The following is a 24097-nucleotide window of genomic DNA, read 5'->3' on the forward strand; positions in this document are numbered from 1 at the left end:
TGAGTCCTGGCGGACGGAACCCGTGACTGCCGTTCATTGTGGTAGTAAGGGGGCGTTCGTTAGCTTTTGTGGTTGTAGGGGGATATGTGAGTACGCTCAGCCGTCGGCGACTGTTGCAAGCAGGGGCCGGTCTGGTGCCCGCCATCGCGCTGGGGGCCCGGCCCGCGATGGCCGAGGCCGCCGCCGCGATCCCGACGACCGGGGTCGTGCCGGCCGCGCTCGCGGGGTTCGACACCGCGATGAAGACGTACATCGCGGAGCGGGACATCTCCTGCGCCCAGCTCGCGGTGGCCAAGAACGGGAAGATCCTGCTGGCCCGGGGCTACGGCTCGTACCTGAAGGGCAGCACGAGCACTCTCGTGCAGCCGACCTCGCTGCTCCGGATCGCCAGCCTCAGCAAGAGCCTCACCGCGGCGGCGCTCGCCCGCCTGGCCCAGGACGGCAAGGTCAGCCTGGGCACGAAGGTGTCGAGCCTGCTCGGCCTGTCCACGACGGCCGACCCCCGGCTGGCGAACGTCACCCTGTGGCGGCTGCTCCAGCACACCGGCGGCTGGGACCGCGACGCAGCCTACGACCCGCTCTGGTACGACCAGACGATCTCCACGTCGCTCGGCGTGCCGCTGCCGATCGACCACGCCGACATCATGAAGTACGTCACGGCCAGGAAGCTCGACTTCGCCCCCGGCGCCAAGTACGTCTACAGCAACTACGGCTACATGCTGGCCGGCCGGGTGATCGAGAAGCTCTCGGGCATGAGCTACGAGTCGTACGTCCGGCAGAAGCTGCTCGCGCCCGTCGGCATCACCCGCCCGCGGCTCGGCCGGAGCCTGCGTGCGCAGGCGTTCGCCACGGAGGCGCCGTATGAGTCGCAGTACACGAGGAAGAGCGTCGTGGACGACACGGGCGCGGTCGTGCCCTACCCCTACGGCGGCTTCAACATGCCGAACCAGGACGCCAACGGCGGCTGGGTCGCCTCCGCCGTCGACCTGGTGAAGTGGGGTTTCGTCTTCGACGCCCCGGGCGCGGTGCTCAACCAGACGTCGATCTCGCGCGTGTTCGCCAAGCCGGAGACCGGCGTGAACTCCGGCGGCTCCTGGTACGGCCTCGGCTGGCACGTCCGCAACAACAACGTCGGCACGCTGAACACCTGGCACAACGGCTCGATGCCGGGCACGTTCAGCTTCCTGGCGCGGGTGCAGAACGGCGTCAGCTACTGCGCGATCTTCAACCGGCGGGAGGAGGCCGGCACGCCCGACTTCGATGCGATCGACCCGATCCTCGGCAAGGCGATCGGCACCGTGAAGACCTGGCCCACCACCGACCTGACCTCACGGTACTTCTGAGGCCGCCCCTCAGCGGCGGTCCCTGACCGCCGGGCCGCGACTCCTGCCGATTCGGTCTCAAGAAGCGAATTTTGGGCACAAGTAGCCCGAAAGGGGTCAAAAGTCACACGCGGACGGTGGGGGCGTGCCATGACTGACATCGAGGTTCCGATCTGGGCAGCACGGTTGCGCGTGTTGCGCCGCGGGCGGCTGTGGAGCCGGGGAGAGCTGGCGGACCGGCTGACGGAAGCGGCGGACGAGACCGAGCGTGACCTCCTGCCCGGCCGGGAGGCGCTCGTCCGGATGATCCAGCGGTGGGAGGACGGCGAGCGGCGGCCCGGCGAGCGGGACGCGGAGCTGCTCTGCCGCGCCTTCGGCGTGGACGAGACGGAGCTGTTCGTCGGCGAGGCCGCCGGGACCACGCTGTGGCACCATCTGACCGGGGTGCCGCTGCTGCCGGGCCTGTTCCCGGCCGAGGAGGAGGAGCGCACCGGCCGGGCGATCGAGGCGCCGGAGCGGGCCGACGAGGGCACGGTCGGCTACTTCAGGGCGCTCGTCGACGCCTGCACGCGGGCCGACCCGCGCCCCGCCGTCCAGATCAGCGTGCTGCGGCCCGTCTTCGCCGGGATCGAGGAGTTCCGGCGCGACGCCGGTCCGCCGGTCAGGCGCGCCCTGCTGCTGCTCGCCGCCGAGAACGCGGAGCTGATCAGCCGCGTGCACCACGAGAACGGGGACCCGGACGAGGCGCTGGCCTGGTCGGACGAGGCCATCCGCGGTGCCAGGGAGGCCGCGGACCCGCTGCTGGAGTCCTACACGCTCGCCCAGCGCAGCGGCCTGTCCGACACGGACGACCCGGGCCGCCTCGTCGCCACGGCCCTCGCGGCCCGCGAACGCGGCCACCTCCCGCCACGGATGGACGCGCTGGCCCGGCACCACGAAGCACACGGCCACGCCCTCGCAGGAGACGTGGACATGTGCCTGCGCAGGCTGGACGAGTCCGCCCAGTCGCTCGCCGAACCGGAGGACGACACCCCCTACCGCTTCGACTCCTCGCCAGAGGCGCACAACGCCCTGTGCGCCGGGTGTCTCGTCGAGCTGGGCCGCCCCGGGGGCGCGATCGAGATCCTGGAACTGGCGCCGCCGCAGGCCGCCTCGACGTGCGCCGCCGCGTACGCGTGCGCCTGCATGGCCCACGCCTACGCCGACGCCCACGAGCGCGAACGGTCGATCGAGGCCGTGCGCGAGGCGTTCGACCTGGCCAGGAGCACGGGGGCGGTACGCGCCATCAGGGAGCTGGCCAGGATCCGGATCCCGCCGCAGCGGGCCGGGCATCGGCGCATCCTCGTCTGAAAGCAGGTGGTTTGACCGGCCGCTGACCCGGGTGGTCGTTAGGGATTGCCGGAACGAGGCGATGCACGGGCCATGAGCGTTGCTTCGCCGGGCACGGTGTCCTGGTTCGAGATCGGCACGACCGACGCCGAGGACGTCACGCGGTTCTACGGCGGGCTGTTCGGATGGACGTTCGAGCCCCGTTCGGCCGATTACACCGAGATCGTCGCCCGCGACGGGACGCGGCCGATGGGCGGGATTTGCACGCCGGGCGACGAGCTGAGCCCGGCGATCCTCGCCCACGACGTGGCGGAGGCCCTAGGGAAGATCCAGTTGGCCGGAGCCGCGGTGGTGACACCGGCGAAGGCCGCGGACGTTCCCGGCCGCGAGGGCATCGTCTACGCCAGGCTGCGCGATCCGCTGGGCAACGCCTTCACCCTGTACTTCGACGACAGGCCGCACCCACCAGAGATCGTGGACGGCGGCCTGGCCGGGTTCGAGCTGGGCACCACGGAGGTGGATGCCACCAAGGAGTTCTACTTCGAGTGCTTCGGCTGGACGTTCGAACTGGACCCGGCCGCGCCCGGCTCGTTCTACCACGTGCTCGGCCAGGACCGGCGGCGGATCGGCGGCCTGGCCGACCACGGCCTGTACGGCGATGACTACCTGATGCCGCTCTTCCACGTCACGGACGGCCAGGGCACGGTGGAGAAGGCCAGGAGCCTGGGCGCCACCCTCGAATCCGACCGCGACGACCCCAGGAGACGCCTGGTGGACCCGCGGGGCAACCGCTTCGGCCTGTCGACCGGCTGACCGGCGCCCTCACCCGCCGAGGCGCTCCAGCCGGACCACGATCTCCTTCGAGGCCGGCTGGTTGCTGAACTCGGCCACGCTGTCCAGCGGGACCAGCACGTTGGTCTCCGGGTAGTAGGCCGCCGCGCAGCCGCGCGCGGTCGGGTACGGGACCACCTCGAAGCCCCCGGCCCGCCGCTCGACGTCGTCCGTCCACACGCTGACCAGGTCGACGCGCTGCCCTCCTGACAGGCCGAGTTCCCGCAGGTCCGCCGGGTTGACGAGCACCACCTTGCGGCTTCCGCGAATGCCCCGGTAGCGGTCGTCGGCCGTGTAGGGGACGGTGTTCCACTGGTCGTGTGAGCGCATGGTCTGCAGCAGCAGGTGCCCCTCGGGGACGTGCGGCGCCGGCCCGGCGTTGCGGGTGAACAGCGCCTTCCCCTGGGCCGTGGGGAACACGCCCTCGTTGACCGGGTTCGGCAGGCTGATGCCGCCGGGACGGGCCACCCGCCGGTTGAAGTCGTGCAGTCCCGGCACGACGCGGGAGATGCGGTCGCGGATCGCGCCGTAGTCGGCCTCGAACTCCCGCCACGGGATGCCCGCGCTGCCGTCGAAGGCCTGGCCGTCGGGAGCCCTGCCGTCGGGAGTCCTGTCGTCGAGAGTCCGGCAGGCGAGCCTGCACAGGATGGCGACCTCGCTGAGCAGGAGCGGGGAGGCCGGCTCCAGGCGGCCACGGGAGGTGTGCACCTCGCTCATCGAGTTCTCCACGGTGACGAACTGCTCCCCGCCCGCCTGCACGTCCCGCTCGGTACGGCCCAGGGTCGGCAGGATGAGCGCGGTCCCGCCGCAGACGGTGTGGGACCTGTTGAGCTTAGTGGAGATGTGGGCGGTGAGGCGGCACCCGCGCATGGCCTCCTCGGTGACCGCGCTGTCCGGCGCGGCCCGGACGAAGTTGCCCGCCAGGGACAGGAAGAGCTTGACCCGGCCCTCGCGCATCGCCCGGATCGCGTTCACCGAGTCGAGCCCGTGGGCGCGCGGCGGGTCGAAGCCGAACTCCCGCTGGAGCGCGTCGAGGAAGGAGTCGGGCATCTGCTCCCAGATGCCCATCGTGCGGTCGCCCTGTACGTTGCTGTGCCCGCGTACCGGGCAGGCCCCGGCTCCCGCCCTGCCGAGGTTCCCGCGCAGCATCAGGAAGTTCACGATCTCCCGGATGGTGGGGACGGCGTGCCGGTGCTGCGTCAGGCCCATCGCCCAGCAGACGATGACGCGTTCGCTGCGCAGGACGTCGTCGCGGACCCGCTCGATCTCCGTACGGGTCAGCCCGGTGGCGGCGGTGACGTCGTCCCAGGAGACGGCGCGGACGTGCCGGGCGAACTCCTCGAAACCGCTGGTGTTGGCCCGGATGAAGTCCTGGTCGAGCACGTCGCCGGGGCGGGCGTCCTCGGCCTCCAGCAGCAGGCGGTTGAGTCCCTGGAACAGCGCGAGGTCGCCACCGAGACGGATGTGCAGGAAACGGTCGGCGATCGGGATGCCGCGGCCGATCACCCCGTTCACCTCCTGCGGATTCTTGAACCGCAGCAGCCCGGCCTCCGGCAGCGGATTCACCGCGACGATGCGGGCGCCGCGCCGCTTGGCCTGCTCCAGCGCGGAGAGCTGGCGCGGATGGTTGCTCCCGGGGTTCTGGCCCACCAGGAAGATCAGGTCCGACTGGTGGAGGTCGTGCAGGCGGACGGTCCCCTTGCCGGTGCCGAGGGTTTCGTGCAGGGCGTAGCCGCTGGACTCGTGGCACATGTTGCTGCAGTCGGGCAGGTTGTTGGTGCCGAACGCCCTGGCGAAGAGCTGCAGCACGAACGCGGCCTCGTTACTGGCCCGGCCCGAGGTGTAGAAGACGGCCTCGTCGGGGGAGCCGAGCGAGGTCAGCTCCCGGGAGAGCAGCTCGAAGGCGTCGTCCCAGCCGATCGGCTCGTAGTGGTCGCGGCCCTCCCGCTTGACCATCGGCGCGGTGAGGCGGCCCTGCTGGTTCAGCCACAGGTCGGAACGCCGGGCCAGGTCCGACACCGGGTGCCGGCGGAAGAAGTCGGCGGTGACGCGGCGGGTCGTCGCCTCGTCGTTGATGTGCTTGGCGCCGTTCTCGCAGTACTCGTTGCGGTGCCGGTGACCCGGCGCGGGGTCGGCCCAGGCACAGCCGGGACAGTCGATGCCGCCCACCTGGTTCATGGTCAGCAGCGTCACTCCGGCCCGCCGCGGGGACGTCTGCTCGAGGGAGTACGTCAGCGCGTGCACCACCGCGGGCACTCCCGCCGCCCATCTCCTGGGCGGGGTCACATGGAGCGGGTCCTTCGGCTCGTCGTCCGGGCGCTTGTGCATCAGGTCACCTCTCGGTCTCCGGGACGCGGTCAGCCGACGGGCCAGGTGGGCACCCGGCACCTGGGCGGGTCCGGTTCGGCCTGCAGCACGCGTCCGTCGCGGATTTCCCCGCGCCAGGCCCCGCCCTCCTGCCCGAGCCCTTCGATGAACTCCTTGAAGTGCCGCAGCTCACGCCCGAGCACCCGGCTCGTGACCCCGGCCGGGCGGGGGACGAGGCGCGCGCGACCGCGCGCGGCGATCCGGATCCGCACGGTGACCGTGGTGGTGCCGGACATGGTGGGGCGGAACCACACCCCTCCCTGGTGGGAGGGACCTCGTCCCAGGCTGCGCCAGATCAGATGGGAGTCCGGCTGCTGCTCCAGGATCTCCGCCTCGAACTCGCGGCGCACCGGCCCGAAGCCGATGACCCAGCGGGTGATCGTGGGCCTGACCTGGTCGACCCGCTTCACCACGGTCATGAATCGCGGAAAGCTCTTGAACTGGGTCCACTGGTTGTAAACGGTGCGCACCGGGACCGCGATCTCTACCATCGCCTCAACAGTGTTCACGGGTCGCCCATCTTCCGGCGCCGCCGCCCCTCGGGGGAGGTACGGCGCTGACGGCGGCGCTGCTCGTAACAATGATCCGACCGCACCCGATGCGGTCTCCCGGGTGCTCGTCGAGCCGCGTGACCCTGGATTCATCGTAGGGCCGGGGAACTTCACGACTCCATCCACCGCAGTGCCGACCAGCGCAAATTCATGGTCAAGAGCGTCCGGCGCCGGGTGGCTGCGCCGGGGTTCGACCGGTGCCTCCCGCGTGGTTGCATGGGGTTCGCCCCGCCGTCGGTTACCTGTGCCCTTCCCGGCTCGTCATCACCGATGACGGAGCAGCTCCGAGGAGGGTCACCACGATGTCCGACACCAACCCCGCCGATCCGCTGGCCGAGGCGTTCGAGGCCGAGCGCGAGCGGCTGCGCGCGGTCGCCCACCGCATACTCGGATCGCACGCCGACGCCGAGGACGCGGTCCAGGAGGCCTGGCTGCGGCTCTCCCGTCAGGACGCGGAGACCATCCACAACCTCGCCGGCTGGCTGACCACGGTGGTCGGCCGGATCAGCCTCGACGTCCTGCGCTCGCGCCGGGCCCGCCCCGAGGCGTCCTACGACGACCGGCTGCCCCAGCTCATCGTGACGGCCGACGAAGGCCCCGCGCCGGAGGACGACGCGGCGCTCGCCGACTCGGTCGGGTTGGCGCTGCTCGTCGTCCTCGAGTCGCTCGGGCCGGGCGAGCGGCTGGCGTTCGTGCTGCACGACCTGTTCGCGGTGCCGTTCGACGAGATCGCCCAGATCCTCGGCAAGTCCACCGACGCGGCCAAGATGCTCGCCAGCCGCGCCCGCAGGAAGGTGCAGGCCGGCGAGCCCCCGGCGGTCGCCGGACGCGAGCAGCGGGAAGTGGTCCAGGCGTTCCTGGCTGCGGCCCGGCGCGGCGACTTCGAAGGGCTGCTGCGCGTGCTCGACCCCGATGTGAAGCTGACCGCGGACACCCCCGGCGGCGTGGTCGTCACGCTCGGCGCCACCGCGGTCGCCACCGGGGCGCGCCTGTCGGCCGGCGCGGCCGCGCGGGGACGGGCGGTGCTCGTCAACGGCCTGCCCGGACTGCTCTCCTGGCACGCGGACGGCAGCCCGGTCTCGCTCATCTCGTTCACCGTCGTGGACGGCAGGATCACCGGCATCGCGGTCGTCGCCAACCCGGCCACGCTCGCGTCGATGGACCTGCCGCTCCCGGCGTGAGCCGCCCGGCCGGGCGCCTCACCGCACCGGGATGCCCAGCTCGCGGCCCTGGTAGAAGCCCTCCCGCTCCTCGACGACGTAAGGGGCCATGGCCTGGCGCCGCCGGGTCTCGGCCTCGGACGTCCGCCAGGCGTCACAGGACGCCCGCGTGTTCCAGAACGACACCCCGGTGATCTCCAGCCCGTCCTCGGACCAGTACGCGTACGCCTGGCGCAGCCCCGGCGGGTACGGGTCGGGACGCCAGGCCCGTTCGAACTCCTCCAGCGCGCCCGGCTTGATCCGGCGCGTGGTCACCCAGACGAAGTGCTCCCTCATCGCAGCCTCCTCCGCAGCGCGGTGCAACAAACGCGATGCAACGCGGTTCGGCTTGATGACGCTCCTCATCTCCACGATAGGCCCCGTGGCGGACGCCCGCCGCCCGTGACCCCGTGGACTTCGTCGGCAGCTTGCGCACACTGTTCCGTTTGCGTACAATGTTCGCATCAAGAGAACGGCGTCCATCGAGGAGCGAGACAATGACAGAGCCCCTGGCGCCCCTGGCCGCCCTGCCGCAGGCCCGTCCGGTCGGCCGCCCCTTCGACCCCCCGTCCGAGCTGGCCGCGCTCCGAGCCGAGCAGCCGCTGCGGCGCCTGGTCTTCCCCGACGGTCACGTGGGCTGGCTGGCACTCAGTCACACCCTGGTCCGCGCGATCCTCGCCGACTCCCGCTTCAGCTCCCGCTACGAGCTGCTGCACTACCCGCTGGCCGACGTCGGCCGGATCCCGCCCGCGCCGCTGGGCGACCTGACCGGGATCGACGCGCCCGAGCACACCCGCTACCGCAAGCTGCTGACCGGCAAGTTCACCGTCCGCCGGATGAACCTGCTGGCCGAGCGGACCCAGGCCGTCACCATGGAGCACCTGGACGCCATGGAGGCCAAAGGCCCCGGCGCGGACCTGGTCCAGGCGTTCGCGTGGCCCGTGCCGGCGGTGATGATCTGCGAGCTGCTCGGCGTGCCCTACGCCGAGCGCGAACGGTTCCAGACCATGGCGGCCACGGTCGGCGCGGGTAGCACGGCGGAGGAGCAGTTCGCCGCCTACGACGAGCTGACCGACTACATTCGCGAGCTGGTGGCGCTCAAGCGCGCCCACCCCACCGACGACCTCCTCAGCGACCTGGCCGGCACGGAGCTGTCCGACGAGGAGCTGGCCGGGATCGGTGGCTTCCTGCTGGGCGCCGGGCTCGACACCACCGCCAACATGATCGCGCTGGGCACGTTCACGCTGCTCCGGCACCCCGCCCAGCTCGCCCTGCTGCGCGCCGACCCCGGCCTGGCCGCCAAGGCGGTGGAGGAGCTGATGCGCTACCTGGCCATCGCCCACACCGGCGCCAGGGCCGCGCTGGAGGACGTCGAGGTGGACGGCCAGGTGATCAGGGCCGGTGAGACCGTCGCGCTGTCGATCCAGGCGGCCAACCGCGACCCCCGGCGCTTCCCCGACCCCGACGTCCTCGACCTGCGCAGGGAGGCCACCGGCCACCTGGGCTTCGGCCACGGCATCCACCAGTGCCTCGGCCAGCAACTCGCCCGGGTGGAGCTGCGCGCGGCCCTGCCCGCCCTGGTCACCCGGTTCCCCGCGCTCCGCCTGGCCGTGGCGCCCGAGGAGGTGCCCGCGCGCGACGGTACCGACATCCACGGCGTGCACCGCCTCCCGGTGACCTGGTGAGCGCACGCCGCCCACCGGGCGCGGTTTCCCGAGGCCGCCGGGCCGGCCGGGCGTCTAGTGCCGGGCGGCGGCGCTTTCGTCCATGCGGTCCCACTCGGCCTGGGCGCGCCGGTGCCAGCGGTTGCGCAGGTCGTGGAAGACGGTCGCGGCCTGCGGGCCGGGCCAGCCGTGGTCGAGCAGCTCGGCGGGCAGGTCGGGATCGAGGAACGGGAAGTGCCGCCATTCCTGGATGAGCAGCACCTGGTTGACGAACGCCTCCCGCCCGGACGCGACCGCGAGACCCTCGAAGCGCTCGATGAAGGCGAGGTAGCGCTTCTCGACGTCGTCGAGGTCCCACGCGGCGTTGATCAGCTTGGCGGTGTCGCCGATGGCGGCCGAGGGGCCGGTCCAGGCGTAGGCGCGGTCGGTGAGGTCGAGCTCTCGGACGACGTCGCGGACCATCGGCTCTTTGGAGGCGTCGGGGATGACCCAGAGGGCGGGGGCGGGCGAGCCGAGCCCCAGCCAGGTGAGCTTCGTACGCAGGCGGTGCCGCAACTTCCGCTGCGTCTCCGGCACGCCCGCGGTCAGGACCAGCCAGCGGCCGTCCCACACGTGCGGCCTGCGCATGAAGCCGTAGATGCGTTCTGTGCCCTCGCGCAGCAGGCGGTCTCCGGCCCGGGTGAGGCTCCACCGCACCTTGCGGCCGTGCCGTTCGGATTCGAGCAACCCCTCGGCGGCGGTGCGCGACAGGGCCTGGCGGGCGGACTTCTCCTCGATGCCGAGCGCGCCGAGCGCGTCGACCAGGGTGCCGGTCCAGACCTCGCCCCTGCGGGGCAGCACGAACTCGCCGAGGACCGTCAGCAGGAGCGACCGGGCGCTGGACGACGTCTTCCCGCCCGGGCGCTGCGCAGGCTCGGCCGTCGGACCGCTCTCCGTGCGCGTGCCGGGCGCCGCCACGTCTGCTCTCCCGCCGTTCGACACTTTCGTGACGGGCATTCTGCCAGCCCTGGCCCGCCCGGGCGTAATCCGCTCCGGGCCCCTGGCCCGCCCGCGTCAGGACGGGGTCGCGGCCGCGGGCAGGTGCAGGACGAGCCGGGCGCCCGCGGGGCTGTCGTCGATCTGCAGGGTGCCGCCGTGGGCCTGGGCGATCTGCCGGGCGGTCGGCAGGCCCAGCCCGGTGCCTCCCGCGTGTCTGTCGCGGGCGGTGTCCAGCCGGGAGAAGCGCTGGAAGACCAGTTCGCGCTTGTCCGGGTCGATGCCAGGACCGTCGTCGGTCACCTCCAGCACCGCGATGCCGTGGGGGAAGCGGCCGGGGTCGCGCTTGGGGCGCGGTTCGTGCCGGACGTGGAAGGTGATCGTGGTGGCGGCGTGCCGTTCGGCGTTGTCGATCAGGCTGGTGAGCAGGCGGGACAGCTTGACGCGGTCGCCGATGACCCGCACGCCGGGTTCGAGCGTGTACTCGTATTTCTTGTCCGGTTTGGGGCGCCGTTCGCACTCCTCCGACACGAACGCGGCCAGGTCGATCGGCTCGCCCTCGACCGGCCGGCCCGCCTCCAGGCGTTCGATGGTGAGCAGGTCGCCCACGATCGCCTCCAGCCGGTCCACGCTGCGCAGCACGGTGTTGCTCAGCGTGGACACGCTGGTGTCGGCGGGCGCGTACAGGGCGTCCTCGACCTCGGCGCGGATGGCGGCGATGGGGGTGCGTAGTTCGTGTGAGGCGTCTGTGGTGAACTGCCGCTGCTGTTGCATCGCGGCCTGCAGGCGCGCCAGTGTGCGGTTGGCGGTGCTGGCCAGGTCGTGGATCTCGTCCTGGGTGGGCGGGAGCGGGACCCGGCGCTCGGGGCAGGTGTCGGTGATCTGGTCGAGTTCCGAGCGGATGGCGCTCACCGGCCGGAGCGAGGAGGTGACGATCCGGTGGCCGAGGAGGGTGATCGCGGCGGCCAGGGCGGTCGCGGTGCCGATCACGGCCGCGGCCAGCCAGGGCATGACGTACGGAGGGACCGTGGGGGAGGAGCTGTAGACGGACCAGTCCTCGCCCGCCCGGTAGACCTGCTGCGCGACCACGAGGTTGCACGAGCCGGGAGCGAAGACCCCGCCGCAGACGACCTCGGTGGACAGGCCCTTGTGGTCGGGGATGAGCCCGGCCATGACGGGCTTGCCGCGTAGCGCGGGCGTCGCGGCGATGACGTGCCCTCGCGCGTCGACGATCTGCACGTTGCGGTCCGGGTGCTTCACCAGCGGCGTGGTGACGTCGTTGTACGCCACCTCCTGCGCCACGCGACTACCGGCCGAGGCGAGTTCGACCGTCAAGTTCCCGGTGGCGTACCGGTGGATCGCGAGCATGACGGCGGTGGCCAGGAGCCCGGACAGCAAGGCGGCCACGGCACCGGTGAACAGTGTCATGCGAGTCGTGATCGACCAACGTCGCTGAGTCTTCATATGGCAACCCCTTCACCCAGTCGAGCACGCGGGGAGTAGCCGGATGTGCACCTCGGGTTCGGGTGACGGCATGGAAGCTGCCAAGGTCTCGTCAAGCCCCGGAGTCGGACGTCATGACTCCTTCATCGGCGCCCGCGCACCGGCCCCGACGTGTCGCGGACCAGCAGTTCCACCGGCAGGTACCGGGGCTCGGTGTCGTGCCCGTCCGCCATGAGGAGTTCGAGCATCTCGCCCGCCCGCCGCCCGAGCGCGTCGCGCGCGACCGACACCGTCGTCAGCGTCGCGAGCCCGAACCAGTCGAGCGACAGGTCGTCGAAGCCCACCACCGAGACCTCTCCCGGGACGTCCACCCCCAGGTCCGCAACCGCGCCAGCGCCCCCTGGGCGACGAGGTCGTTGTAGGTGACGATGGCGGCCGCCCCGCTCTCCACCCCGGCAGGCGCGTCGGCGACGGAACGCGCTGCCGAAGATTGCCCCTCCCGAGAGCTTGTCGATCCGTTCACGGGGCACGTCACTGGCGCATTCGGACATAACCGGAAGGGTTTCGCGAACGTTCACGACTCCATCACGCCTCCGCCGCACCACAGGTGCCGCCAGACCTCTAGCGTCACAGCGTCATTTGGACCCGACAAGCGGAGTCTCCCGTGAATCCTCGCCACGCCCTGGTAGGTCTGGCCCCCGTCCTGGCCCCCGTCCTGGTCTCCGTGTTGGCGCTCGCCGCGCCGGCGGCCGCCCACGCCTCGACGGCCGACGACCCCGGTGTCCGGCCGCAGAAGACCCATTTCGACCTGCAGGCCCACCGGGGCGGCATCGGCATGACGACCGAGGAGTCGCCGGAGGGCTTCGCCAAGGCCCTGCGCCTCGGCGTCAGCACCCTTGAGCTGGACACCCACGTCACCAAGGACGAGAAGGTCGTGGTCAACCACGACCGGCAGATCAGCGCGCAGAAGTGCCGCGACACCGGGCCGGTTGTGCCCGGGGACCCGATGTACCCGTACGTCGGCAAGTTCATCAAGGACCTGACCCTGGCGCAGCTCAAGACCATGGACTGCGGATACCAGCAACTGCCCGGCTTCCCCGAGCAGGAGGTGATCAGTGGCTTCCGGATGGTCGAGCTCAAGGACGTGCTGAACCTCGTCAAGCGCTTCAACGCCAAGCAGGTCAAGCTGAACATCGAGACCAAGGTCGAGGCCGGTGCGCCGGAGCAGACCGCGCCGCGCGAGCTGTTCGTCCGGCGGGTGTTCGAGGAGATCCGCGCCTCCGGGATCGAGCGCCAGGTCACCATCCAGTCCTTCGACTGGGGCGCGCTCAACGAGATGCACCGCCTCGCGCCGAAGTGGCCGCTGGTGGCGCTGACCAACTACGACTTCCTCCAGGTGGGCAAGCCGGGCGCGTCCCCGTGGCTCGGCGGGATCGACGCCGACGACTTCGGCGGCGACTTCGTCAAGGCCGCCGCGACCATCCCGGGTGTCACGACCCTGTCCCCGGTGTACGGCTTCCCGCAGAACGGGAAGATCAGCGACCCGAACTTCCGCTTCTACGTCAGCGAGACCATGGTGTCCGACGCGCACGCGCTGGGCCTGAAGGTCGTCCCGTGGACGTGCGACGACCCGGCCACCATCGAGGCCCTCATGGACATGGGCATCGACGGCATCATCACCGACTACCCGAACCAGGTGCGGGAGATCATGGCCGAGCGCGGCATGCGCCTGCCGAAGTCCTACCGGGGACGCTGACCTTCCGCGCCCCGCGTGAAAGCCCAGGCGGGATTCGCCTGGGCTTTCGACGTCCCCCGGCAGCGGCCACACCGAACGGCGGATGAATGCGCCGCCGTACCGGTTCACCTGCGCTTCGATAATCGCCCGGGAGAAGGCGCCGCTTGATGAGAGAGCGCTCTCTTGACAGCGGCACTGATATTGCCGGAAGGTTTCCGTAAAGCTACATCCTTAAATCGGATGAGGTGCCGAATGGTTCACACCCCCCAAACCAGAAGGTTGCTCTCCATCGCCGCCGCCCTCGTCGCGGTGCTCGCCTTGCTCGTCCCGACGGCCGGCACCGCCAGCGCCGCCCCCGCGCCCGGCCCCCTGGTCTGGTCGGACGAGTTCAACGGAGCCGCGGGCACCGCCGTCGACCAGTCGAAGTGGCGCTTCGACATCGGCGGCAGCGGCTGGGGCAACAACGAGCAGCAGTACTACACCAACAGCACCCGCAACGCCGCCATGGACGGCGCGGGCAACCTGGTCATCACCGCCCGCCGGGAGAACCCGGCGGGCTACCAGTGCCACTACGGCACCTGCCAGTACACCTCCGCCCGGCTGCTCACCGCGGCCACCTTCACGCGGGCCTACGGGCGGTTCGAGGCGCGCATGAAGATCCCGCGCGGCCAGGGCATCTGGCCGGCCTTCTGGATGCTCGGCAACGACATCGGCTCGGTGGGCTGGCCCAACAGCGGCGAGATCGACATCATGGAGAACATCGGCCGCGAGCCCAGCACCGTCCACGGCACCATTCACGGCCCCGGCTACTCGGGCGGGGCGGGCATCGGCGCGGGCTACTCGATCGGCGGCGCGTTCGCCGACGCGTTCCACACCTTCTCCGTCGACTGGTCGCCCAACCTGATCGTCTGGTACGTCGACGGCAACGAGTACCAGCGCCGCACCCCGGCCGACCTCGGCGGCAACCGCTGGGTCTTCGACCACCCGTTCTTCATGATCATGAACGTGGCGGTCGGCGGCTACTGGCCCGGCTACCCCGACGGCTCCACCACCTTCCCGCAGAGCCTGACCGTCGACTACGTCCGCGTCTACGCCCCGCCCACCGGCGGCACCGGCGGTCAGATCACCGGCATCGGCGGCAAGTGCGTCGACGTGGCGGGCGCCGCCACCGCCAACGGCACCGCCGTCCAGCTCTGGGACTGCAACGGCAGCGGCGCCCAGAGCTGGACGTGGAACGCCGACGGCTCGGTCCGCGCGCTCGGCAAGTGCATGGACGTCGCCGCCGGTTCCACGGCCAACGGCGCACAGGTGCAGCTCTACGACTGCAACGGCAGCGGCGCCCAGCGATGGACCTACAACTCGGGCACCGGCCAGATCGTCAACCCCCAGGCCAACAAGTGCCTCGACGCGACCGGCGTCAGCTCGGCCAACGGCACCCGGCTGCAGATCTGGGACTGCGGCGGCGGTGCCAACCAGCGCTGGACCCGCGTCTGACACCCGTACCCACCGAAACCGGCGGGCCCTTCCTGAAGTGGAGGGCCCGCCGGGCGGGTGACGACTTCTCATTCGCGAGAACGCGCTCTCCCAAGCTCTTTTCGGCCCACCTTTGGACGCAGGAAATCGGGTAAAAGGAACGGCCATTTGACGCCGTCCAGGCCGGGAAATGGCCACGTCGGCTCCTCCGTCGTTACCCCGGAACACGCAAGACTGTGACCGAACCGGAATTCGGCGTCCGGTGCGACACGACTACGCTTCACCTGCTGTTCGCCTTCGGCTGCGAAGGTGTCGCCGGCGCACGACGTCGGCGTCGGTGAGGAGGGTGATCGCGTGGCCCAGCCCGGTACGGCCCCCGCCCCGGGGCGGACTCCCGCGTGGCGGTACGCCGTCGGGATGTTCGGCACCTCCATCCCGATCAACATGATCAAGGGATCGATGATCCTCTACTACGTCGACATCCTCGGACTCGACGTACGCGCCTACGGCGTGGTCATGGTGGTGTACGCGGTCATCGACGCCATCGACAACCCGGTGCTCGGCCACCTCTCCGACCGCACCAGAACCCGCTTCGGCCGACGCCGTCCGTGGCTGCTCGTCGGCGCGCCGATGCTCGCGGCCTGCATGATCGCGTTCTTCTCCGCGCCGACCTCGCTGGAGGGCATGGGCCTCGTGCTCTGGTTCGCGGTGTTCGCGATCCTGTGCGAGGCTTTCGACTCGATGCTCAACGCGAACTACGGCGCGCTGCTGCCCGAGCTGTTCCCGCGCGAGCGCGACCGCGCAGTGGCCAACAGCCTGCGTCAGGGCTTCCAGCTCGTGGCGCTCGTCATCTCCCTCGCGGTCACCCCCGTGCTCACCACGGGCGTGTTCGGCAGCGAGGAGTCCACCGGGGGCTTCCAGATCACCGCGATCGTCTACGGCGTGATCGCGCTCGTCGTGATCGTGTTCATGGCGCTCAGCGCGCGCGAGAGCCCCCGCTACTCCACGCGCGAGCGCCCGCTGCTGCTGCGCAGCGTGTGGTCGATCGTGCGCAACCCGCTGTTCTGGACGGTCGGGCTCACCGGCGCCTGCTACGGGATCGCCATGGCGCTCGTGCTCTCGGGCATCCAGCTCTACGTGCGCTACTCGCTCGGACTCCCGGTCGGGAACGCCCTCTACCTCCAGGGCATCGTCATCCTCGTCTCGGCGGGCGGCCTCGTGGTGTGGACGCGTATCGTCGCGCGCCGGGGCGCGTTATGGACCTGGCGGCTCGCCTTCGCGATCCTCGCGGTCAGCTTCGCGGCCCTGTTCTTCGCCACCGACCTCGTCACCGCGATCGCCGCGGGGGTGGTCGTCGGGGCCGGGTGGTCGGGCATGCTCGCCACGAACGACCTCATCGTCGCACGCGTCCTGGACGCCGACGCGGCGCGCAACGGTGAGCACCGGGAAGGGCTCTTCCTGTCCGCGTTCGGGTTCTTCACCCGGCTCAACGGGATCGTGACCGGGCTGGCGCTCACCTCGCTGGGCGTGTTCTTCGGCTACAACTCGGGCGCCGACGCCGGGGCCGACCCCGGGCTCGCGTTCCGGGTGTATCTGTGCGTGTATCCGTTCGCGCTGACGGCGATCGGCGCGCTCGCGGCGCGGCTGATCTCCGTCCCGATCGAGACGCCGCCCGAGGCGGCCGAGCCGGTCGAGCCGCCACCCCCAGGCCCCACGGACGAGCCCGCGGCCGTGGAGAGCCCCCGATGACCCGCCGCGTCGTGATCACCGCCGACGACCTCGGCCGCGAACCGGGAACGACCGACGTCATCGTCTCCCTGCTCGCCGAGGGACACGTCACCGCGACCACGCTCATCTGCGTCTCGCCCGTCGCGGAGCGGGCCGCGCGCCTGGTCGGGGAGTTGGGCGTGCTGCCACGGCTGCACGTGACGCTCACCAGCGAGCGCGGGCTCCCGCGCTGGCGGCCCCTCGACGGCGCGGCCAGCCTCGTCGATCCGGACGGGACGCTCACCGACGACCCCATGACACTCGGCGCCCGCGGCGAGGCCCACGACGTCATCGGGGAGGCCGAGGCGCAGCTCGGCTGGATGCGCGAGCGGGGCCCCGTCCCCGAGGCCGCCGACTCCCACGCCGGCACCCTCTACGGACTACACGGCAGATCGTGGCTGGCCGAGGCGCTGCACTGGTGCGCACGCCACAGCCTCGCCTTCCGGCTGCCCCGTGACCCTGAGCCCTACATCGGCGGGCCGCTCCCGCCACAGCTCGCGGCGGCGCACGCGCAGGCCGTCGCCCTCGCCGACGCGCTCGGCGTGTCCCTCCCGCAGACGATCGCGACCAACCGGCGCGGCGCACACGACCTGGGCTCGTACGAGCACCTGCGCGACGACTACCTGCGGCGGCTCGCGGCCCTTCCCGAGGGCACGAGCGAGCTGTTCCTGCACCCGTCCAGCGAGGACGCGGTCAGAGGGCCGGACGGCATCGTCCGGGTCTGGGAGACGCGGCTCCTGCGCGACCCGGTGTGGCACCGGGCCCTGGAGAGCGAGGGCGTCGAGACCGTCGCGGGCTGGTGGACCTGACCCGCGACCCGCGACCCGCGACGCGAACCCGGTGGCCGGTTCAGCCGAAGCCGGCGCGCGGCGCGCTGGTGCCCTGGGGCACGCGGGCCGGTCCTGACGCGCTGGGGCGTATATCGAAGTCGAAGATCGCGGTCGGCAGGTAGACGGTCGCGCAGGAGTTGGGGATGTCCACGACCCCCGACAGCCTGCCCTCGATCGGCGCGGCCCCGAGCAGCAGGTACGCCTGTTCAGGGCGGTAGCCGAACGTCGTCAGGTAGTCGATCGCGTGCAGGCAGGCGCGCTGGTAGGCCAGTTGCGAGTCGAGGTAGCGCTGCTCGCCGTCCAGCGTGACGGACGTCCCGGAGAACGCGAGCCACTCGCTGTACTGGGGCGCGGTGCGGCCCGGCATGAAGATGGTGTTCTCGCCGACGCCGTACGTCTGCATGCCGCCCTTGATGAGGTCGACGTGCAGGTCGATGAAGCCGCCCATCTCGATGGCGCCGCAGAAGGTGATCTCGCCGTCGCCCTGGGAGAAGTGCAGGTCGCCGACCGACAGGTTCGCGCCGGGGACGTACACCGGGTAGAAGACGCGCGAGCCCTTGGTGAGGTTCTTGATGTCCTGGTTGCCGCCGTTCTCCCGGGGCGGCGCGGTACGCGCGGCCTCGCCCGCGACCCGGTCGAAGTCGGCGGCGGGCACCGACCCGAGCACGGCGTCGCGCGGCTCGGGCGGCAGGGCCAGCGGCGGCACCCGCCGCGGGTCGGTGGCGATCAGCGCCCCCTCCCGCGCGTTCCATCTCGCCAGCAGCTCCGCCGACGGCGCGGTGCCCATGAGCCCGGGATGGGTGATGCCGGTGAACGACACCGCGGGGATGTGGCGTGACGTGGCCGTCTGACCGGAGAAGTCCCAGATCGCCTTGTACGCGTCGGGGAACTGCTCGGTGAGGAACCCGCCACCGTTCCTGGTCGGGAAGATCCCGGTGTAACCCCAGCCCTGGCCGGCCAGCGGGCCGCTGTCCTCCTGGGGGATGGGGCCCAGGTCGAGGATGTCCACGATCAGCAGGTCACCCGGCTGCGCCCCCTCGACCGCGAACGGGCCGCTGAGCGCGTGCACCGTCGTCAGCGGGGCGTCACGGATGTCCTCGGCGGAGTCGTCGTTGTGGATCGCGCCGTCGAACCACTCCCGGCAGTGGACCCGGAAGCTGTCGCCGGGCCTGACCCTGGCCACCGACGGGATCTCGGGGTGCCAGCGGTTGTGACCGAGCTTGGCCTGGTCGGTGAACCGCTTGGTCGAGTCGAGCGGGAAGATCAGCTCTGGCACGGCTGGAATCCTTTCTGCACGGTCGCGTTCGTGGTCACCGGCACAATCACGGTCACAATCACGGTCACAGGCGCGGTCGCGGGCGCGGTCACGGGCGCGGCAGGCGGCTGGTGGCGGGATGGACGGCCACGGGGCCCGCGGCACGGCGTCGTGGCAGGGACGTGACGACCTCGGGCTCGGCGGCGCTGCGCTCCGCGCGCCGGATCTGAGCCGACACGGCCGACGGAGTACGCGTCAGCATGGGCGCCGAGAACACCCGGACCGCGGCCGCCCCGCAGTCGGGGCACGCCACCGCCCCGGGTGCGGTGCCGATCGGAAAAGTGACCCCGATCTCCCGGCAGTGCGGACAGCGATAGGCGTACATCGCCATGGCGGGCGCCCTTCGAGCGAGTTCGAAACCAGGCATCCCCGGGCCACGCCCGCCCTCTCTGCCGGCGGGACCTCGGGAAACAGTCGTCAGAGTCGGATGTATCCGCAATTCGACGTGTGCAGGGAATGCAATCGATCTCGCTTCCGCCAAACTTGCCCGCGCTGTAAGTCGGATCACCTCGCCCCGGGGCAAAACCCCAGCAAAACGGGGCTTCCCCCAGCACCCGGCGGCCGTGGCGCGGGCGGCCGGACGGCACGCGGCCCGAGCCGGGCCCGGCGCCACGCGCCGTGACGCGGGTCACATCGCGGGGCCGTCCCCTCGCCGCCGAGCTGTTCGTGGTGGGGGTGTACCACCCGAACACGACAAGGGGACCAGCATGGACGCCCGTTTGAACTACGCCGCCAACCTGGTAGGCACCAAGGCCGTGAAGCACATCGTCTCGGCGAGCAGGGCGGTGGCGGACTCGTCCCTACCGGCCGCGACGCGCGAACTGGTGCAGCTCCGCGTCAGCCAGATCAACGGCTGCGCCGTCTGCGTCGACCAGCACACCAAGGACGCCGCGCACGCGGGGGAGACCCCGGTGCGGCTCAACCTGGTGGCGGCCTGGCGGGAGGCGAAGGTCTTCACCGAGGCCGAGCGGGCCGCGCTGGAGCTGGCCGAGGAGGGCACCCGTACCGCCGACGGCGCCGGGGGCGTCAGCGACGAGGTCTGGGCGAACGCCGCCGAGCACTACGACGAGGACCAGCTCACCGCCCTCGTGTGCCTCGTCGCCGTCATGAACACCTGGAACCGTCTGAACGTCATCACCCAGCAGCCCGCCGGCGACTACACACCCGGCCAGTGGGGCTGACCGCCACCCCGGCCGTGGCGACACCCCCCGTGCCGCTCGGCTCGCCCAGGAGCTGTCCGCCGACGGCGTGACCACCCACGTGAACACCGCCGATCTCGACAGGACCGGCACCGGCCCCGGCGGGTCTCCTGGACGGATGACGGCCTCCGGCCATCGAGGGCCGACCATCGGGGTGCGGCCGGAGGCGGGGCGGAGCTGTCGTGACGCCCGCCGATGATCGAGGATGGCATCGAGCGAGCCGTTCGGCGTCGTCGCCGGGCGCGGCCAGGGAGGATGGGCGATGGACACGACGTTCTGGGACGAGGCGGACCGCGTTCTGATCCGTTACGGAGTCGACTTCACCCCGAGGGTCATCGAACGGGCCCACGGCGCGTACGTCTACGACCGCCAGGGCACGCCGATCCTCGACTTCACCTCTGGGCAGATGAGCGCCATCCTCGGGCACGCGCACCCGGACATCGTGGCGACGGTGTCGTCGGCGGTGGCGTCGCTCGACCACCTCTACAGCGGCATGCTCAGCGCCCCGGTGCTGGAGCTGGCGGGCCGGCTCACCGCGACCCTGCCCGCCACGCTGGGCAAGATGCTGCTGCTCACCACGGGCGCCGAGGCGAACGAGGCCGCGATCAAGATGGCCAAGCTGTGCACGGGCAGGTATGAGATCGTCTCGTTCGACCGCTCCTGGCACGGCATGACCCAGGGGGCGGCCGCCGCGACGTTCTCGGCCGGGCGGCGCGGCTACGGTCCGCCCGCACCGGGGAACCTCGCGCTGCCTTCGCCGAACGCCTACCGTTCGCCGTTCCGGCGCCCCGACGGTTCGTACGACTGGGAGGCCGAGCTGGCCTACGGCTTCGCCCTGGTCGACCGGCAGTCCGCCGGAAGTCTGGCCGCCTGCCTGGTCGAGCCCGTCCTGTCCTCGGGCGGGATCATCGACCCGCCGCCCGGCTACCTGCGCCGCCTCAAGGAGATGTGCGAGGAACGCGGGATGCTGCTCATCCTCGACGAGGCGCAGACCGGTCTCGGCCGCACCGGCACGATGTACGCGTTCGAGCGCGACGGCGTCACCCCCGACGTCCTGACGCTCTCCAAGACCCTCGGAGCCGGGCTGCCCGTGGCGGCCGTCGTCACCACCGCCGAGATCGAGCAGGTCTGCCACGAGCGGGGGTTCCTCTTCTACACCACGCACGTCTCCGACCCGCTGGCCGCCTCCGTCGCGCTGACCGTCCTCGACGTCATCGAACGGGACGGCCTCGTCGAGCGCGCCGCGCGGCTGGGCGCCCGGCTCACCGAGCGGCTGTTGGCGCTTCGCGACGCCTACGAGGTCGTCGGCGACGTCCGCGGCCGTGGCCTGCTGCAGGGCGTCGAGCTGGTCCAGGACAAGAAGAGCAAGGCGCCCGCCGACGCGCTGGGCAAGGCGGTCACCTCGGCCTGTCTCGAACGGGGGCTGCACATGAACATCGTCCAGCTCCCCGGGATGGGCGGGATCTTCCGCATCGCCCCGCCCCTCACGATCGGCGAGGACGAGCTCCACACCGGCGTGGACCTCCTCGAGGCGTCACTGAAGGCCGTGCTCGACGCCGCCGCCCGGTGAGGGCCGCGTCCCAGGGCGGACCGATCGATCGGCGATCGGGGGTCAGCTCCCCTATAGGACAAGTCTCATATGGGAGCTAGCCTATAGGGGTGTCTTTACGTCATGCGATCCTCGGCCTGCTGGCCGTACGGCCGATGAGCGGCTACGAGTTGAAGAAGACCATCGACGAGAGCGTCGGGCACTTCTGGACCGCCGACCAGTCGCAGATCTACCGCACGCTGTCGGGGCTGGTCGACGACGGCTTGGCCGTGCGGCGTACGGTCGTCCAGGACGATCGGCCCAACCTGCACCTCCACGCGGTGACGGACGGTGGGCTGGCGGAGCTGGACCGGTGGCTCGCGTCCGGCCTGCGCACCCCTCCGGTGCGCGAGCCGTTCCTCGCGCGCCTGTTCTTCGCCGACAGGCTGCCGGTGGACGAGATACGGAAGCTGGTGCGGGCCAGGCGGCGCGAGACCGGCGAGTTGCTGGCCGCGCTGGAGGCCATCGCCGTCCCCGAGCCCTCCGGCGACCTCGGCCAGGTCCTTCGCCTGGCCACCCTGGCCAACGGCGTCGCCCACGCCCGCGCCGAACTCGACTGGCTCGACACCGTCGAACGACAGCTCGACCGGACCGGCCGGTGAACGGCCCGTCCCGCGCGGGCGAGCTCGACCGGATCGCGGCCCGCTTCTCCGCCAAGCCGACGACCTCGGCGCTGAGCGTCGCCATCGAGCGACCGGCCACCGGGTTCGCCTGGAGCCACGGCGACACCGCCAGGCCGTACTTCTTCGCCAGCGTCACCAAGCTCCACACCACATCCGTGATCATGCAGCTCTGCCACGAGCGCGCGCTCACCCTCGGCACGCGCGTCGCGGACCTGCTCGGCGACGACCTGCTGCGCGGCCTGAACACCTACGACGGCCACGACCACGGCGGCGCCATCACGGTCCACGACCTGCTCGCGCACACCTCGGGATCCCCGACTACTTCGAGCGGAAGCGCCCCGGCGGAGGCAGCCTGTCGGCGGACCTGCCGCACGCGGACCGCGCCTGGACCTTCGACGACGCCATCGAGGTGGCCCGCTCGCTGACCAGCGGGTTCGCGCCCGGCACGCCGGGCAGGGCGCACTATTCCGACACCAACTACCAGCTCCTGGGCCGGGTCATCGAGGTGGTCACCGGCGGCGACTACGAGCAGGCCGTCCGCCGCCGGATCGCCGAACCGCTCGGGCTGCGCGACACCTGGCTGTTCACCCCGGAGACGCGCGGGCGCTACGACGAGGTCGCGCCCCTCCTGAACGGCCGCGCCCCCTTACGCCTGCCGGACGCCATGGCCTCGGCCGGTCCGGACGGCGGCCTGGTGTCGACCGCCGCCGACGGGCTGCGGTTCCTGCGCGCCTTTCTCGGCGGCGAGCTGTTCCCGGCCTCCTACCTGGAGCGGATGACGTCCACCTGGAACCGGATCTTCTCCCCGATCGAGTACGGCATCGGGATCATGCGGTTCGCACCCCCTCGGTGGTACTCGCCGCTCGCCCCCGTGCCGCCCCTGATCGGGCACTCCGGAGCGTCCGGAGCGGTGTTGTTCCACGCCCCGGACCACGACCTGTTCATCTCCGGCACGGTCAACCAGTTCCGGCACCGCAGCCTGCCGTACCATCTCATGCTCCGGCTGATCGGGCGGCTCGTGTGAGAGCGCGCGTACCGGACCTGGATGTGTTCGCGGCGACTTCTGCGTGCTGTTCTGCATGGCCTGGGCGTGTCCGCACGGCTTGGATGGAGGGCACGGGGACGGGCGTCGGGCCCGTTCATCCAGGTCAGGAGTGAGCATGACGGCTATCAGGAACATCGTGCTCGTGCACGGTGGCTTCGTGGACGGGTCCGGCTGGCAGGGCGTCTACGACGAGCTGGCCAGGGACGGCTTCCACGTCCGCGTCGTGCAGAACCCGACGCTGTCGCTGGAGGGCGACGTCGCCGCGACCCGTCAGGTGCTCGACGCCCTCGACGGCCCGGCCGTCCTCGTCGGCCACTCCTACGGCGGGGTGGTCATCAGCGAGGCCGGTACGCACCCCAATGTGGCGGCGCTCGCCTACATCGCCGCGTTCGCGCCGGACAAGGGCGAGTCGGTCAGCACGCTGATCGCCGACCCGCCGCCCGGGGCGCCGGTGCCGCCCATCCTGCCGCCGCGCGAGGGCTTCCTCTTCCTCGACCGGGACAAGTTCCACGAGTCGTTCGCCGCCGACCTGCCCGCGCCGCTGGCCGCGTTCATGGCCGACGCGCAGGTCCCCTGGGGCGTGGACGCGCTCGGCGGGGCGGTCACCGAGCCGGCCTGGCGGCACAGGCCGAGCTGGTACCTGGTGGCCACCGAGGACCGCATGATCCCGCCGCCCGCCCAGCGGAGCATGGCCGAGCGGGCCGGAGCGTCCGTCGTGGAGGCCATCGGCAGCCACGCCGTCTACGTCTCACAGCCCGCCGCGGTCGCCGGCCTCATCCGCCAGGCCGCCGCCTGAGCTTTGCACGCCCGGTGGCCCGCGCCTGAGCCCACCGCGCCTGGA

23 protein-coding genes are annotated in these 24097 nt (G+C 71.4%); 15 read left to right on the forward strand and 8 right to left on the reverse strand.

What is annotated here, in order from left to right:
• Positions 1 to 86 precede the first annotated feature (86 nt).
• From ABD844_RS03075 to ABD844_RS03085, 3 genes are all read left to right on the forward strand, one after another.
• Entirely contained in the window at positions 87 to 1343 is a 1257-nt protein-coding gene (locus tag ABD844_RS03075; RefSeq protein WP_344872695.1) for a serine hydrolase domain-containing protein, read from the forward strand.
• A 129-nt stretch (positions 1344 to 1472) separates the two neighbouring features.
• Positions 1473 to 2672, forward strand: a complete 1200-nt coding sequence (locus tag ABD844_RS03080; RefSeq protein ID WP_344872697.1) for a helix-turn-helix domain-containing protein — start codon at positions 1473 to 1475, stop codon at positions 2670 to 2672.
• Positions 2673 to 2744: 72 nt separating this feature from the next.
• On the forward strand, positions 2745 to 3464 hold the full coding sequence (locus ABD844_RS03085; protein WP_344872699.1) for a VOC family protein: 720 nt from the start codon (positions 2745 to 2747) through the stop codon (positions 3462 to 3464).
• A 9-nt stretch (positions 3465 to 3473) separates the two neighbouring features.
• Here ABD844_RS03085 and ABD844_RS03090 read toward each other — a convergent pair whose 3' ends face one another.
• Together ABD844_RS03090 and ABD844_RS03095 are read right to left on the reverse strand one after the other, a co-directional pair.
• Positions 3474 to 5810 (reverse strand): FdhF/YdeP family oxidoreductase, encoded by a 2337-nt coding sequence (locus ABD844_RS03090; protein ID WP_344872701.1) that lies wholly within the window; start codon positions 5808 to 5810, stop codon positions 3474 to 3476.
• A 29-nt stretch (positions 5811 to 5839) separates the two neighbouring features.
• Positions 5840 to 6340, reverse strand: a complete 501-nt coding sequence (locus ABD844_RS03095) for an SRPBCC family protein (protein ID WP_344872703.1) — start codon at positions 6338 to 6340, stop codon at positions 5840 to 5842.
• Between the two features lie 362 nt (positions 6341 to 6702).
• Between ABD844_RS03095 and ABD844_RS03100 the strand changes: the two genes are divergently transcribed.
• Positions 6703 to 7581 carry a sigma-70 family RNA polymerase sigma factor gene (locus ABD844_RS03100; RefSeq protein WP_344872705.1) on the forward strand — a complete coding sequence of 293 codons (879 nt, stop codon included), beginning with the start codon at positions 6703 to 6705 and terminating at the stop codon, positions 7579 to 7581.
• 18 nt (positions 7582 to 7599) lie between these two features.
• Here ABD844_RS03100 and ABD844_RS03105 read toward each other — a convergent pair whose 3' ends face one another.
• On the reverse strand, positions 7600 to 7896 hold the full coding sequence (locus tag ABD844_RS03105) for a hypothetical protein (RefSeq protein WP_344872707.1): 297 nt from the start codon (positions 7894 to 7896) through the stop codon (positions 7600 to 7602).
• Between the two features lie 200 nt (positions 7897 to 8096).
• Here ABD844_RS03105 and ABD844_RS03110 point away from each other — a divergent pair, with 200 nt between their 5' ends.
• A complete protein-coding gene (locus tag ABD844_RS03110) occupies positions 8097 to 9284 on the forward strand; it encodes a cytochrome P450 (protein WP_344872709.1) in 1188 nt (395 codons plus the stop codon).
• 54 nt (positions 9285 to 9338) lie between these two features.
• On the opposite strand, the gene ABD844_RS03115 is transcribed toward ABD844_RS03110, so the two are convergent.
• From ABD844_RS03115 to ABD844_RS53025, 3 genes are all read right to left on the reverse strand, one after another.
• Entirely contained in the window at positions 9339 to 10259 is a 921-nt protein-coding gene (locus tag ABD844_RS03115) for a PaaX family transcriptional regulator (protein WP_344872711.1), read from the reverse strand.
• Positions 10260 to 10316: 57 nt separating this feature from the next.
• Positions 10317 to 11666: a sensor histidine kinase gene (locus tag ABD844_RS03120; protein ID WP_344872713.1), complete on the reverse strand. Its 1350-nt coding sequence runs from the start codon at positions 11664 to 11666 to the stop codon at positions 10317 to 10319.
• Positions 11667 to 11824: 158 nt separating this feature from the next.
• Positions 11825 to 12232: a substrate-binding domain-containing protein gene (locus ABD844_RS53025; protein WP_425568501.1), complete on the reverse strand. Its 408-nt coding sequence runs from the start codon at positions 12230 to 12232 to the stop codon at positions 11825 to 11827.
• Between the two features lie 113 nt (positions 12233 to 12345).
• Between ABD844_RS53025 and ABD844_RS03130 the strand changes: the two genes are divergently transcribed.
• From ABD844_RS03130 to ABD844_RS03145, 4 genes are all read left to right on the forward strand, one after another.
• Complete coding sequence (locus ABD844_RS03130; protein ID WP_344872717.1) at positions 12346 to 13437, forward strand: glycerophosphodiester phosphodiesterase family protein; 1092 nt, start codon at positions 12346 to 12348, stop codon at positions 13435 to 13437.
• 258 nt (positions 13438 to 13695) lie between these two features.
• On the forward strand, positions 13696 to 14910 hold the full coding sequence (locus ABD844_RS03135; protein WP_344872719.1) for an RICIN domain-containing protein: 1215 nt from the start codon (positions 13696 to 13698) through the stop codon (positions 14908 to 14910).
• Positions 14911 to 15243: 333 nt separating this feature from the next.
• Positions 15244 to 16638: an MFS transporter gene (locus ABD844_RS03140; protein WP_344872721.1), complete on the forward strand. Its 1395-nt coding sequence runs from the start codon at positions 15244 to 15246 to the stop codon at positions 16636 to 16638.
• Positions 16635 to 17465 (forward strand): ChbG/HpnK family deacetylase, encoded by an 831-nt coding sequence (locus ABD844_RS03145; RefSeq protein ID WP_344872723.1) that lies wholly within the window; start codon positions 16635 to 16637, stop codon positions 17463 to 17465. The genes ABD844_RS03140 and ABD844_RS03145 overlap by 4 nt, the downstream gene beginning before the upstream one ends.
• A 40-nt stretch (positions 17466 to 17505) precedes the next feature.
• Here the strand turns inward: ABD844_RS03145 and fmdA are convergent, their stop codons facing one another.
• The gene (gene fmdA / locus ABD844_RS03150; protein WP_344872725.1) at positions 17506 to 18762 is read right to left on the reverse strand and encodes a formamidase; all 1257 of its coding nucleotides are present in this window, start codon (positions 18760 to 18762) and stop codon (positions 17506 to 17508) included.
• Positions 18763 to 18850: 88 nt separating this feature from the next.
• A complete protein-coding gene (locus tag ABD844_RS03155) occupies positions 18851 to 19132 on the reverse strand; it encodes an FmdB family zinc ribbon protein (protein WP_344872727.1) in 282 nt (93 codons plus the stop codon).
• A gap of 376 nt (positions 19133 to 19508) precedes the next feature.
• Here ABD844_RS03155 and ABD844_RS03160 point away from each other — a divergent pair, with 376 nt between their 5' ends.
• The 6 genes from ABD844_RS03160 (at position 19509) to ABD844_RS03185 (ending at position 24052) form a co-directional block, all read left to right on the forward strand.
• Positions 19509 to 19982 carry a carboxymuconolactone decarboxylase family protein gene (locus ABD844_RS03160; protein WP_344872729.1) on the forward strand — a complete coding sequence of 158 codons (474 nt, stop codon included), beginning with the start codon at positions 19509 to 19511 and terminating at the stop codon, positions 19980 to 19982.
• A gap of 223 nt (positions 19983 to 20205) precedes the next feature.
• On the forward strand, positions 20206 to 21570 hold the full coding sequence (locus ABD844_RS03165) for an aspartate aminotransferase family protein (RefSeq protein ID WP_344872731.1): 1365 nt from the start codon (positions 20206 to 20208) through the stop codon (positions 21568 to 21570).
• Between the two features lie 89 nt (positions 21571 to 21659).
• Positions 21660 to 22190, forward strand: coding sequence for a PadR family transcriptional regulator (locus tag ABD844_RS03170; RefSeq protein WP_344872733.1), 531 nt, complete (start codon positions 21660 to 21662; stop codon positions 22188 to 22190).
• Positions 22187 to 22636, forward strand: a complete 450-nt coding sequence (locus ABD844_RS03175; protein ID WP_344872735.1) for a serine hydrolase — start codon at positions 22187 to 22189, stop codon at positions 22634 to 22636. The genes ABD844_RS03170 and ABD844_RS03175 overlap by 4 nt, the downstream gene beginning before the upstream one ends.
• Positions 22621 to 23235 (forward strand): serine hydrolase domain-containing protein, encoded by a 615-nt coding sequence (locus ABD844_RS03180; RefSeq protein ID WP_344872737.1) that lies wholly within the window; start codon positions 22621 to 22623, stop codon positions 23233 to 23235. The genes ABD844_RS03175 and ABD844_RS03180 overlap by 16 nt, the downstream gene beginning before the upstream one ends.
• Before the next feature lie 136 nt (positions 23236 to 23371).
• Complete coding sequence (locus ABD844_RS03185) at positions 23372 to 24052, forward strand: alpha/beta fold hydrolase (protein WP_344872739.1); 681 nt, start codon at positions 23372 to 23374, stop codon at positions 24050 to 24052.
• Positions 24053 to 24097: the final 45 nt, after the last annotated feature.

Origin of the sequence: Nonomuraea antimicrobica, assembly GCF_039536965.1 — a bacterium.
Lineage (GTDB): Bacteria > Actinomycetota > Actinomycetes > Streptosporangiales > Streptosporangiaceae > Nonomuraea > Nonomuraea antimicrobica.